Here is a 13,046-nt window from a genome sequence, read left to right on the forward strand (position 1 = left end):
AACAAATGTTTACAATTGAATAAAAGTTAATCAGTTGTATTGTTAATACATAAGCTAGGTGCCATAAACATGACGGTTACATACGCCCCTCCCCATCAACATGCTTACACAGAGACCGGCATCAACTTACAAGCGGTGAATTTGGATATCCAAGGCAAACGAATATTAAACCAATTGTCCTTTCAATCAGACGTGCCACGATTAGGTATTATTGGACGCAACGGTTCTGGTAAATCAACGCTCTCGCGTGTGTTATCAGGCTTACTTGCTGTTGATTCCGGTGCTGTCACACTCGCGGGGATTAACCCGGAGACCCAACGTAAACAAGCGTTACAAGAAGTCGGATTATTGTTTCAAAACCCTGATCATCAGATTATTTTCCCGACAGTGTTAGAAGAAATGGTCTTCGGTTTACGCCAGCTGGGACAGAAAAAATCCGAAGCAACGCAATACGCGTTCGAGATCTTAGAGCAATTTGGTAAAAGCCATTGGAAGGATGCCCACACGGCTTCGCTATCTCAAGGGCAAAAACATTTGTTGTGCCTAATGGCAGTCGTCGCTATGCGCCCCAAACTCATTATCCTTGATGAACCTTTTGCGGGATTGGATATTCCTACCAAAAAACAGCTACAGCGCTATCTTGACCGTTTTCCTGGCAAACTGATACACATTAGCCATGACCCCAGTGATATAGAACATTACGAGCAAATTGTGTGGCTAGAAGCAGGTCAACTCGAACGAATCGGAAGCCCGAATGATGTTCTACCACATTATCTCAATACCATGAACACGTTAGGAGACAGTGATGATATCTCTGACCTCGCCGGTTAATACTCGTGCTCATCATTGGCCTGCAGGACAAAAACTTGCTGCATTATGCATCACTACACTTACCTTGTTTTTTATTGAAAATATTATCATTCAAGCGAGTGTTTTATTGTTAGTGCTTTGCTTGTACGCCTTGCCTGGATGGTCTTTTTTTAAACACGGCTGGAAAGCCTTATCACTGCTATTCCCGTTTATTGTACTTGTCGGTATTTGGCATGTTTGGATTGGCGAGTATCAAGAAGGCGCTACCTTAATTTTACGCCTGCTTTCAACGGTCGCCCTAGCAAACTTAGTGACGATGACTACTCGCCTCTCTGATATGGTCGATGTCGTCAGTTTAATCACTCGCCCACTGCAAAAGATCGGCCTTAACCCACACGCTTTAGAGGTGGCAATCGCATTAGTAATTCGTATGACGCCGGTACTGATTACCAAAGGGCAATCATTAAAGTGGGCATGGCAAGCACGATCATACAAACGTTCTGGATGGCGAATTTTACTGCCCTTTACCATACTAGCCCTCGATGATGCGGATCATGTCGCGGATGCCATCCGCGCACGAGGTGGTATCAACCCGGTCGATAATGATGCTCAAGAGTAACGTTCATTCATCTCTTTTATAGGAATTTACATGAGAAATAACACTGAAAAACACGTCGCTTACGTGGCACTTTTTGCCGCATTAATTGCCGCTCTGGGATTAGTTCCCAAACTAACATTGGGATTTGGGGTGCCGATTACCGCTCAAAATCTTGGTATTATGCTCTGTGGCACCATTTTAGGCGCCAAACGCGGCTCACAAGCTGTTTTATTATTTTTATTGCTTGTCGCAGTCGGCTTACCACTTCTGTCAGGCGGAAATGGCGGCCTAGGTGTCTTCTTTTCTGTTTCTGGTGGTTTTTTGATTAGCTGGCCTATTAGCGCACTGATCATCGGGTGGATTGTAGAGAAGTGCCAAAAAGGTTCACTAGCGCTGGTTGCGGGAGTCGCCTCTGTTATCGGTGGGATTGTTGTGGTGTATATATTTGGTATCGCAGGGATGGCCATCGTGCTGAAAAAGAGTATATGGGAATGTACAACCATGGCGAGCATCTTTCTTCCTGGAGACATCATTAAAGCCTTTATCGCTGGCCTACTAACTGCATCCATTGCTAAAGCCCGACCAGCAAGCGTACTTTCTCGTCAATAACATCTACAATCGTAGCGAGGTCACATTATAAACTTACACAGTTTGTAGGGGTAATGATATAATTTGCCACTAATTCCTCGGCATTTAAAGGTGTTATGTTCATTGATCGCTTGCAGGCTTGGTGCCATTGCTCGTTTGTAAAAAAAATCAGCATCATCATTCTCGCTTTCTCGTTATTATCCACCACCGGAATGATAATTAGCGCCCAAACCAGTAAAAGCATTCAAGGTAATGCCCATATGATCAATCGTGTCGGGGCAATGCGTATGCAAAGTTATCGTATCCTTGCATTCAGCAATCCAGCCTCTCTCAACCAGGCTCGAGAGGAAGTACGACGCTTACAAGCAGCACTCACGGCCCCGACATTTACTACCTTCATCGCCGATGAACATTTTATCGATTCCTATGACGCAATCATTAAGCTATGGGAGTCAGAAACGAAAAAGATATTATTATCACCATCAGTGGCTCCATTACAAAAGCGTCAAGCGGTAAAAACATTTATCGCCCAGCTCAATGTGCTGATTTCAAAAATTGATCATCATACAGAAAACAATATTACGGCGATTTCCAATACGCAAAATGTGTTTTTTCTACTCACTTTAGTGTTTCTCTTTTTGGCGTTTTCTGCGTTACATAAGCACTTATTTACCCCTTGGCGTTCTTTACTGCATATCGCTAACGCGGTACGACAGGGAGATTTTGAACAGCGATTTGAATCACGTGATTATCGAGATGAAATGGCGGTGCTCGGTAATGCTCTGAACGATATGTCGAGCCAACTTAAACTGACTTATGACGATTTAGAGCAGCGAGTCAACACCAAGACACACGAACTTGAACGCCAAAATCAGTTTTTAGACTTTTTATATCGCAGTGGACGAAGCTTCAATCGCCATCGACTCAGCGTAGATGCACTTGCATCATTATTTAACGAGTTAATGGTCATCGCCGACTTACAAAGAATCACATTTTACCCTAGTGAACATTTGCGCTATATACTCGATAATACAATGGATTACCAACCGTCTAAACGCAGCAATACGGAGCAAGAACTGATAACTCAAGCTTGGTCAGTCAGTGATGATTCACGTGAGTATGGTCGATTAGAAACCATGAGTACACATGCAATCCCCGCGGCACAAGCGCAATTGATCGAAACCTTTTGTGATAGTTTTACCCAATATCTCGGCGCCTTTATTCAAGAGCAACAAACCCATCAATTGTTAGTATTGGAAGAGCGGCAAACTATTGCGCGCGAACTGCATGATTCAATTGCACAATCTCTCTCCTTTTTAAAAATCAAAAGTGGCATCTTACGTATAAAAAGTGACAATCTAACGCCATCACAATACCAGTTATTAGAAGAAATAAGCCAAGAAATCAACTCAGCCTATCACCAATTAAGAGAGCTCCTCGTCACGTTTCGCCTCACACTTGATGACGCTTGCTTAGCCAATGCCATACAAAAAACCATTGATGAATATAGTGAGAAACTTGGCTTTATCATTCACCTGAAAAATGAATGGCCAGAGCATTGTATACAGCCACAACAAGCCATTCATATATTACATATTATTCGCGAAGCATTGAGTAATATCTACAAACACTCAGGCGCTACCGATGTTTTGGTGAGTTTAACTCGTGATAGTGACAAAGAGTGTCACCTCACCATTCGTGATAACGGTGTGGGAATCTCGCCACAAAATCAGACACTCAGCACTCATTATGGACTCACGATTATTGCTGATCGTGTAAAATCGCTACCGGGTAGACTAAAGATAGACTCACAAGAACATCAAGGGACAACGCTATTGATTGGCTTTAGCCCTTCACAAAAGGATTGATATGAATTCCCCTAGCTCAGTGAAAACATCACCGGCGACCGTCATGTTAGTCGATGATCATCCTATGTTACGTCAAGGCTTAAAACAGCTTTTACAATTGAATCCGCAAATCCATGTGGTTACAGAGAGTAATAATGGACAACACGCATTAGATTTGGCTTTGCAAGAGGAGCCGGATGTCATTTTATTAGACATCAATATGCCAAACATCGATGGACTACAAACATTAAAAATGATGCGAGAACAGAATATTACGAGTCGCATTATCATGTTTACCGTCTCTAATTATGAAGAAGATTTAGTTAAAGCCATCCAAGCTGGTGCCGATGGCTATTTACTTAAAGATATGGAAGCAGAAGATTTACTCCATGCTATTGAGCAAATCTGTTTAGGTGAGCTTGTGGTCAGTCCTAAGCTTGCCAATTTACTCGCCAAACAATTGCGAAGCAAACCCACCCCTGTCACTCGCGAAGTGGATTCATTAACCGCTCGCGAGCTTGATATTCTTAAGCTACTCGCAAAAAGTTTACCGAACAAAACCATTGCTAGAAAATTAGATATCGCGGAAACCACCGTCAAAGTTCATGTAAAGCACTTACTTAAAAAGCTGCAGTTACGTTCACGAGTAGAAGCGGCGGTATGGGCTCATCAACAGGGCGTAGAATAAAGTCAGCGGCGTCATGGATACGCCGCTGACTACTTACTTAACGTCGCGAGCGAACCACTTGATAACGACGAGTTACATATTCAATCGGCGCACTCCAAATATGGACCAGACGACAAAATGGAAACGCGACAAATAAACTCATCCCCAACACAATATGCAGTTTAAATACCCATGCGACGCCCTCTAAATGGGCGGCAGCTCCACCATGAAAGTACACCACTGCCTGTGCCCAATCCATAAATTTGACCATTTCAGAACCATCCATATGTTGGGCAGAAAAAGGGATGGTTAATAATCCCAAACATACCTGTGCCACCAGCAAACATAAAATAACAATATCAGCCAAGGATGATGTCGCTCTGACTCGCGGATTATAGAGGCGACGTTTAAGTAATAATGCGCCCCCTATTAACGTCATTAACCCAAACACTCCTCCGCCAAACATCGCCAACTTTTGCTTGAGTGCGATGGAAAAAAACCCTTCATAGACCCAATGCGGAGTTAATAAGCCAAACGCATGCCCCCCTAACACACCGATAATACCAATATGAAAAAGATTAGAGGCTAGACGCATACCTTTATTGTCTAGTAATTGGCTCGATCCCGCGCGCCACGAGTACTGAGCGTAGTCATAACGCAGCCAACTGCCGAGTAAGAAAATAATCGCGGCAATATAAGGGTAGATTCCAAATAAAAATTGATTAAGTACCGACATCACTGACCTCCCGCTAATTGGCTCACATCCAAATATTGTGGTTGAATACGATCGGCAAAACGACGTTGATGATGCTTAGTCTGTGAATCACAATCAGCATTATCCATAAACGTCACTTGCTCTTCCTCCCACACTTGATCGAGTGCTTGCGGAGTATCATCTCGCGGCTCTTGGCGCACCTTATCAACGATCGGTGCAAGATTGACATCAATCGACGCGAGTTCTAACAGCAACGTCATCAAAAATGCATAACGACTTTGACGATGGTTTAATCGCTCAGCCAATAGACTCAAGATAGGGACAATATCATCCAAACCTTGTATTGCCTCTGCTTGAGGCACTATCGCTAAATACTCTAAATACAACGGCAGATGATCTGGCAATTCTTTCGCATTCAGTTGCAAACCAGCTGTTTGATATTGTTCAAGTAAGTCAATCATCGCCTGACCACGATCTCGTGATTGACCATGGACATGCTCAAATAATAAAAGGGATAATGCACGTCCACGATCAAACAGCGCGCAATACTGTGCCTGTGCGTCGAATAGTGATTGTTGACGATATTCATCAATCCAACTGTTCAACGTTTGCCGTTGCTGCTCTGTTAACTCAGAACACTCAGACACAGCTTCGGCTAACTCGTGAATATGCAGCCATAACTCTTCATTGGGGTAATCTAATAAGCGTGAAATAATTCTTAGACTCAACATCATTTTTTCTCCGCCATAATGTCAATCGCATCAATGCGCTGACTATTGAATAAATTGACGCGATTATCGCTGCCATGACAGCCATCACCGAAACTAAACCCGCATCCGTTCGATTCTGCAAACGCGGTATCAGCTTCTTGGCGCATACCTGAAGGCACAACAAAGCGGTCTTCATAGTTGGCGATCGCGAGGTAGCGATACATCTCTTCTACGTTTTTCTCACTCAAACCCACTTCATCGATAGCCGTTGTATCAATCGACTGCTCAACCGTTTCACTGCGTTTATAGTGGCGCATCGCCATTAAACGTTTGAGTGCTCGTAATACTGGTTTGGTATCGCCAGCCGTTAATAGATTGGCCAAATATTGCATCGGAATACGTAGCTTCTCGATTTCAGGCAGTCCATTTTTGGTCGGGATATACCCAGAATCTACTGCAGACTGAATAGGGGAAAGCGGTGGCACATACCACACCATCGGTAAGGTGCGATATTCTGGATGCAGCGGTAACGCCAGCTTCCATTCAACCGCCATTTTATATACCGGCGATTGCTGGGCTGATTCTAAAACATGTTGGCTGATGCCTTGTGCCTTAGCTTCACGAATCACTTCTGGGTCATGGGGATCCAAAAATATATCCAATTGTCTTTCATAGAGATCGTGTTCATTTTCAACCGAGGCGGCCTCTTGAATACGATCCGCGTCATATAACATGACGCCCAAATAACGAATCCGCCCCACACAAGATTCCGAACATGCCGTCGGCATGCCCGCTTCAATGCGTGGATAGCAAAAAATACATTTTTCTGATTTGCCACTTTTCCAATTGAAATAGATTTTCTTATACGGACAACCACTAACACACATCCGCCATCCGCGGCATTTATCCTGGTCGATGAGAACAATCCCATCTTCTTCACGCTTATAGATGGTCCCGCTTGGGCAGCTGGCAACACAGGCCGGATTTAAACAATGCTCACATAAGCGCGGTAAATACATCATAAATGTATTTTCAAACTCCCCGTACATTTGCTTTTGCATATCGTGAAAGTTGTAATCCACCGACCGCTTTGCAAACTCTCCGCCAAGGATTTCCTCCCAGTTAGGCCCTTGGGTAATTTTTTCCATTCGTTGACCGGTAATTAAAGAGCGCGGACGAGCTATCGGCTGATGGCGACTTTTCGGCGCATTCTGAAGGTGTTCGTAGTCAAACGTGAACGGTTCATAATAATCATCAATATCTGGCATGTGAGGGTTATTAAATAACTTGGATAATACGCCCACTTTTGAGCCTTGGCGCAGCGTCAGTTTACCTTTCACTCCGCGAATCCAGCCGCCTTGCCAACGAGTTTGGTTTTCCCACTCATTGGGATACCCCACACCCGGTTTGCTTTCTACATTATTAAACCAGGCGTATTCCATACCTTCACGGCTGGTCCATACATTTTTACACGTTACCGAACAGGTATGGCAGCCAATGCACTTATCCAGATTCAGTACCATCGCAACTTGCGCACGAATTTTCATAGCGTTCTCCTACTGACAAGTGGGTTGTGTCTGACTGGGTGACAATTCGTCATCTAGCCAATCGACACGGTGCATACGGCGAATCACAACAAACTCATCGCGGTTGGATCCCACGGTTCCGTAATAATTAAAACCATAGCTTTGCTGGGCATAACCGCCGATCATATGGGTAGGTTTCGGACAAATACGAGTGACTGAATTGTGAATACCTCCGCGTTGCCCAGTCACTTCCGAGCCAGGGATATTGACCAGTCGTTCTTGGGCGTGATACATCATCACCATACCTTGCGGAACCCGCTGACTGACAACGGCGCGCGCGGTTAATGCGCCATTGGCGTTATACGCCTCAAGCCAATCGTTATCTTGAATATTGAGTTTTTGTGCATCCACTTCACTGATCCACACAATCGGCCCGCCACGCGAGAGCGTCAGCATCAATAAGTTATCGCTATAGGTGGAATGTATTCCCCATTTTTGGTGAGGCGTAATAAAGTTCAAGGCTAACTCAGGCTGACCATTATCGTGACGCTGATCCACTTGGCGGATCGCATGGGTATCAATCGGCGGCCTATACACTACTAAACTTTCCCCAAAGTCACGCATCCACTGATGGTCTTGATATAACTGTTGACGTCCGGTCAGCGTGCGCCACGGAATCAACTCATGCACATTGGTGTAACAGGCATTATAAGAAACGTGCTCATCTTCAATCCCTGACCATGTAGGGCTCGAAATGATTTTTCTGGGTTGGGCTTGTATGTCGTGAAAGCGAATTTTTTCATGTGCTTTACTACGCGCTAAATGAGTATGCTCAAGGCCGGTAATCTCACTCAACGCTTGCCAGGCTTTCACCGCGACTTCACCATTGGTTTCCGGAGCCAATGTAAGAATCATCTCTGCCGCATCAATCGCTGACTCTAGCTTAGGTCGGCCTTGCGTTGGTCCCGAGGTATGCACACGATTAAGATGTTTTAGTAACTCAACTTCGGTTTGAGTATTCCAACGGATGCCTTTACCGCCATTACCTTGCTCATCAAGCAAAGGCCCAACAGAACAAAAACGCGCGCCAGTATTTGGATAATCACGTTTCACAGGAATAATTTTAGGTGCGGTTTTACCCGGGATAAGCTCACACTCCCCATGACGCCAATCCGCCCCACCAAAAGCTTGAGCAATTTCACTATCACTATCATGTTGATTGGCCAGAGTGACAATGTCAGTTTCAACACCTAAGTGACCTTGGCATACTGTCGAGAAGCTATGGGCAATATCACGATAAATATCCCAATCGGATTTCGCCTCCCATGCGGGGTCGACCGCTTTGGAAAATGGGTGAATAAACGGATGCATATCCGAGGTATTCATGTCATTTTTTTCATACCACGTAGCCGTCGGCAAGACGATATCAGAATAGAGACAAGTGCTCGACATACGAAAATCGAGTGTCACGACTAAATCTAACTTGCCCTCCGTTGCTGTATCTTGCCACTCAAGTTCCTGAGGACGAGTATCGGCATAACTGCCTAAATCCTTGCCTTGAATGCCATGTTCAGTGCCCAATAAGTATTTGAGCATGTATTCATGCCCCTTACCGGATGAGCCCAATAAATTACTACGCCAAATAAACATATTGCGTGGGTAATGTTGTTCGGGCTGCTCACAAGCAAAACGTATCAAACCATCTTTAAGCGAGGCAACCGTATAATCAACAGGATCCATACCGGCTGCTTGTGCCTGCTGCGCAATGGATAACGGATTCACGTTCAACTGCGGCGCTGAAGGCAGCCAGCCCATCCGTTCTGACTTTATATTGAGATCAATTAGGTGCGCGCTATAACGGGTTTTATCGGCAAGTGGAGACAGTAAATCACTGGTATTGACGGTTTCATAACGCCACTGGCTTGAATGGTTATAAAAATACGACGTTGAATTCATTTGACGTGGCGGCTTTTGCCAATCTAAAGCAAAACTTAACGGTAACCACCCGGTTTGTGGGCGTAGTTTTTCTTGACCCACATAGTGCGCCCAACCACCGCCACTTTGGCCAACACATCCACAAAACACCAACATATTGATCATGGCTCGGTAAGACATATCCATGTGATACCAATGGTTGACTCCCGCGCCGACAATGATCATCGAGCGACCGCGTGTTTTTTCCGCATTGCTGGCAAACTCACGAGCCAATTGAATAATACGCTGACGAGCCACTCCCGTAATCGCCTCTCCCCATGCGGGCGAATACGCCTTGATGTCGTCATAATTGTGCGCGCATTCAGCATCATCAAAACCACGGTCCACGCCATAATTAGCGAGCATTAAATCATAGACAGTTGTGACTTTGGCATGGCTACCATCGGCCAGTGTGACCAGTTTATACGGCACTTGATGCTCAATCACATCGGATAATGTCACTGAATCAAAATGTTCCGATTCAGTGCCACCAAAGTATGGGAACTGTACACATGCATGTGCATCTGGCGTTTCAATCCCTAATGCTAAAATACTCTCTTGCTGATCAGGCCCTGTCACGGTTTCTAAATTCCAGCGACCTTTTTCTCCCCAACGAAATCCAATCGAGCCTTGCGGCACCACTAGTTGTTGCGTCTGTTCGGTCAGGGCCAATGTTTTCCATTCAGGATTGTTATGTTCGCCTAAATCATCAACCAAATCAGCGGCTCTTAAGAAACGTCCTGCGGTGTACAATCCTTCTGTTGTCTGATCTAGCCTCACTAACATTGGCATATCAGAATAACGGCGTAGATAATCGCGAAAATACGGAACCGTTCGCTGTTGGTGGAATTCGGTCAGTATCACATGCCCCATCGCTAGTGCTAATGCACTGTCGGTGCCCTGTTTAGGGTTAAGCCATTCGTCAGATAATTTCGCCACTTCTGAATAATCGGGGCTTACCGCAACGGTCTTGGTTCCTTTATAGCGAACTTCGGTAAAAAAATGCGCATCTGGCGTACGTGTTTGCGGCACGTTGGAGCCCCACGCCATAATATAACTTGAGTTATACCAATCGGCAGATTCAGGTACATCGGTTTGCTCTCCCCATGTCATTGGCGAGGCCGGCGGTAAATCACAATACCAATCATAAAAGCTAAGAGTCGTCCCACCAATTAACGATAGATACCTCGCTCCAGAGGAATAAGAGACCATCGACATGGCGGGAATTGGAGAGAACCCAACAACACGATCCGGGCCATGGGTTTTTGCGGTATAGACATTCGATGCGGCAATCAATTCATTCATTTCATCCCAGTTAGAGCGAATCATCCCACCGCGCCCACGAGATTTTTTATAACGTTTTGTTTTTGATGGATCTTCAACAATTGATGCCCATGCATCTACCGGATCGGCGTGGGTTAACTTAGCGTCCCGCCATAACTCGAGTAACTCTTGACGAATCATCGGGTATTTAACGCGGTTGGCACTGTAGAGGTACCAAGAATAACTCGCCCCACGAGGGCAACCACGAGGCTCATGATTCGGCATATCGGGTCGTGTACGTGGGTAATCGGTTTGTTGCATTTCCCATGTCACTAGCCCATTTTTTACAAAGATTTGCCAACTGCACGATCCTGTACAATTGACGCCATGTGTCGAACGGACAACTTTATCGTGCTGCCAGCGACTGCGGTACGCATCTTCCCAGTCACGGTTTACATCATACGACTGTCCATGCCCCTCAGAAAATGTCGCTCCACGCTGTTTAAAATAGCGAAAACGATCCAGAAATTTGCTCATGGCGCTCTCTCCTTGTGTAAAGTAGTAGCGCACTACTACGTATTAATAATGTATGCCGCTAAGGATAAGCAACGACCCTTATGGCTTATTGATGCACGTCAAATGCGCTCCGGTTAACATTATCTTCGGAACACTCACTACTCCTTAAGAAGTAGTAACAAAGAAAAAAATAACCAATTGTTTTTTATGTAGTTAATAAATAATTACGCATCATAGTTTGGGGTAGATTGAGTGCATCACTATTAGGGAGTACTTAAGAGGTAACACTTGATTTTTTCGTTGCTAAACGATCTAAGCGTCTGCCATAGACAAACCAAGTGATAAAGACACAACTGATATAAAAACCCAGAAAGATTTTCATCGCGGTGAGCGGAGAGCCCGTAATGGATAGTGATAATCCGAACGCGCGCGGAATAAAGAATCCACCAATCGCACCTATAGCAGAGATAAACCCTAATGCGGCGGCAGAATCTGTGGTCGCTTTACGTAACGCGGCATCAGATGATAGGCCCGCCACACGCGCTTTATCACTAGAGATTTGACGAAAAATAACCGCAATCATCTGAAATGTTGAACCACTACCTAAACCAGAAGTCACAAATAAGCCCATAAAAATGGAAAAGAAAAAATAAAATGAACCTGGATTGGTTGCCGACGGTAAGGTCATAAACACGGCGGCGGTGAGTATTGCCATCGCAATAAAGTTAACCAATGTCACTCGAATCCCGCCTAAATGATCGGACAGCGTTCCTCCTAGCGGCCGCGCAAGTGCGCCCAATAAAGGTCCCAAAAACATATATGTTAAAATGTCATGCTCAGGAAACTGTGTTTTTGACAACATCGAAAAACCAGCAGAAAAGCCAATAAAAGATCCAAATGTCGCCAAGTAGAGAAGACTTAAGCCCCACAAATGCGGCTCTTTAAGTACGGGAAGTTGTTGACGAATAGAGGCTTGTGCGGATTTAAGATCATTCATACCAAACCATGCACACAACGACAGTAGCACAAGGAACGGGACCCAAATTAATGCCGCATTGGCTAAATATAAGACTTTGCCCGAAGGCTGTAGGACGCCAGATGTCACCCCACCAAATATACCTATTGACACCACGAGCGGAACCAAAAGTTGCATAACGCTGACCCCAAGATTACCGAGCCCACCGTTAAGCCCCAAAGCCTTGCCCTGCTGCGCTTTTGGGTAAAAAAAGCTTATATTCGACATACTCGACGCAAAATTGGCACCGGCAATACCGCATAATAAAGCGATTAATACAAACTGCTCAAAGGACGTCTGAGGATGTTCAATCGCATATGCGAGCCACAGACATGGAACGATTAAAATAAGCGTACTAAAGACTGTCCATCTGCGGCCACCAACGACCGGTATAATAAATGAATAAGGGATTCGTCCAATTGCGCCAGTCACTGCTGGTAATGCGGTTAATAAAAATAATTGGTCCGTAGTAAAATTAAAACCAACCTGATTTAAGTTAACCGCAACCGCTGAAAATAACATCCAAACACAAAAAGACAGTAATAAACACGGAATGGATATCCATAAGTTTCGTTTCGCAATCGCCTCACCTTGCGATTGCCAAAATTGTGCGTCATCAGGTAACCAATGTGTTAATGTTTTCTGAGAGGAGTTAACAGCATCATTATTGATACGAGACATAGCCTAGTCCTTCCTATTAATTAATATGAAGAAACTTTTACCGACTCTATCTAAGTCACTTATTGATATATATCAATATTACATTAAAGGCTGTACCTTTTCGCCAATTAACTACTCCTTAGGTAGTAGATTAAAA

General features: G+C 44.6%; 10 protein-coding genes. 5 read left to right on the forward strand and 5 right to left on the reverse strand.

What is annotated here, in order from left to right:
* The first annotated feature begins 69 nt into the window (after nucleotides 1-69).
* The 5 genes from OCU30_RS08870 to narL all read left to right on the forward strand — a co-directional run bounded on the left by OCU30_RS08870 (nucleotide 70) and on the right by narL (nucleotide 4,531).
* Entirely contained in the window at nucleotides 70-831 is a 762-nt protein-coding gene (locus tag OCU30_RS08870; protein WP_077312067.1) for an energy-coupling factor ABC transporter ATP-binding protein, read from the forward strand.
* Nucleotides 806-1,429: an energy-coupling factor transporter transmembrane component T family protein gene (locus tag OCU30_RS08875; RefSeq protein WP_077312065.1), complete on the forward strand. Its 624-nt coding sequence runs from the start codon at nucleotides 806-808 to the stop codon at nucleotides 1,427-1,429. The genes OCU30_RS08870 and OCU30_RS08875 overlap by 26 nt, the downstream gene beginning before the upstream one ends.
* Before the next feature lie 30 nt (nucleotides 1,430-1,459).
* On the forward strand, nucleotides 1,460-2,017 hold the full coding sequence (locus OCU30_RS08880; RefSeq protein WP_077312063.1) for a biotin transporter BioY: 558 nt from the start codon (nucleotides 1,460-1,462) through the stop codon (nucleotides 2,015-2,017).
* Nucleotides 2,018-2,112: 95 nt separating this feature from the next.
* Entirely contained in the window at nucleotides 2,113-3,864 is a 1,752-nt protein-coding gene (locus tag OCU30_RS08885) for a histidine kinase (RefSeq protein ID WP_077312061.1), read from the forward strand.
* A gap of 1 nt (nucleotide 3,865) precedes the next feature.
* Entirely contained in the window at nucleotides 3,866-4,531 is a 666-nt protein-coding gene (gene narL, locus OCU30_RS08890; protein ID WP_077312059.1) for a two-component system response regulator NarL, read from the forward strand.
* A 37-nt stretch (nucleotides 4,532-4,568) separates the two neighbouring features.
* On the opposite strand, the gene narI is transcribed toward narL, so the two are convergent.
* The 5 genes from narI to OCU30_RS08915 form a co-directional block, all read right to left on the reverse strand.
* Entirely contained in the window at nucleotides 4,569-5,246 is a 678-nt protein-coding gene (gene narI / locus OCU30_RS08895; RefSeq protein WP_077312057.1) for a respiratory nitrate reductase subunit gamma, read from the reverse strand.
* On the reverse strand, nucleotides 5,246-5,959 hold the full coding sequence (gene narJ, locus OCU30_RS08900) for a nitrate reductase molybdenum cofactor assembly chaperone (RefSeq protein WP_205408769.1): 714 nt from the start codon (nucleotides 5,957-5,959) through the stop codon (nucleotides 5,246-5,248). The genes narI and narJ overlap by 1 nt, the downstream gene beginning before the upstream one ends.
* On the reverse strand, nucleotides 5,956-7,482 hold the full coding sequence (narH, locus tag OCU30_RS08905) for a nitrate reductase subunit beta (protein ID WP_077312055.1): 1,527 nt from the start codon (nucleotides 7,480-7,482) through the stop codon (nucleotides 5,956-5,958). Before narH ends, narJ begins: the two co-directional genes overlap by 4 nt.
* 9 nt (nucleotides 7,483-7,491) lie before the next feature.
* Nucleotides 7,492-11,235 carry a nitrate reductase subunit alpha gene (locus tag OCU30_RS08910; RefSeq protein ID WP_077312053.1) on the reverse strand — a complete coding sequence of 1,248 codons (3,744 nt, stop codon included), beginning with the start codon at nucleotides 11,233-11,235 and terminating at the stop codon, nucleotides 7,492-7,494.
* Nucleotides 11,236-11,488: 253 nt separating this feature from the next.
* Nucleotides 11,489-12,910, reverse strand: a complete 1,422-nt coding sequence (locus OCU30_RS08915; RefSeq protein ID WP_139343467.1) for a NarK family nitrate/nitrite MFS transporter — start codon at nucleotides 12,908-12,910, stop codon at nucleotides 11,489-11,491.
* Nucleotides 12,911-13,046: the final 136 nt, after the last annotated feature.

Source organism: Vibrio palustris, assembly GCF_024346995.1.
GTDB lineage: Bacteria > Pseudomonadota > Gammaproteobacteria > Enterobacterales > Vibrionaceae > Vibrio > Vibrio palustris.

Bases quoted from the DNA above. Each gene is read 5' to 3' on its own strand.
- OCU30_RS08870 (WP_077312067.1), top strand. From the start codon at position 70: ATGACGGTTACATACGCCCCTCCCCATCAACATGCTTACACAGAGACC.
- OCU30_RS08875 (WP_077312065.1), top strand. From the start codon at position 806: ATGATATCTCTGACCTCGCCGGTTAATACTCGTGCTCATCATTGGCCT.
- OCU30_RS08880 (WP_077312063.1), top strand. From the start codon at position 1,460: ATGAGAAATAACACTGAAAAACACGTCGCTTACGTGGCACTTTTTGCC.
- OCU30_RS08885 (WP_077312061.1), top strand. From the start codon at position 2,113: ATGTTCATTGATCGCTTGCAGGCTTGGTGCCATTGCTCGTTTGTAAAA.
- narL (WP_077312059.1), top strand. From the start codon at position 3,866: ATGAATTCCCCTAGCTCAGTGAAAACATCACCGGCGACCGTCATGTTA.
- narI (WP_077312057.1), bottom strand. From the start codon at position 5,246: ATGTCGGTACTTAATCAATTTTTATTTGGAATCTACCCTTATATTGCC.
- narJ (WP_205408769.1), bottom strand. From the start codon at position 5,959: ATGATGTTGAGTCTAAGAATTATTTCACGCTTATTAGATTACCCCAAT.
- narH (WP_077312055.1), bottom strand. From the start codon at position 7,482: ATGAAAATTCGTGCGCAAGTTGCGATGGTACTGAATCTGGATAAGTGC.
- OCU30_RS08910 (WP_077312053.1), bottom strand. From the start codon at position 11,235: ATGAGCAAATTTCTGGATCGTTTTCGCTATTTTAAACAGCGTGGAGCG.
- OCU30_RS08915 (WP_139343467.1), bottom strand. From the start codon at position 12,910: ATGTCTCGTATCAATAATGATGCTGTTAACTCCTCTCAGAAAACATTA.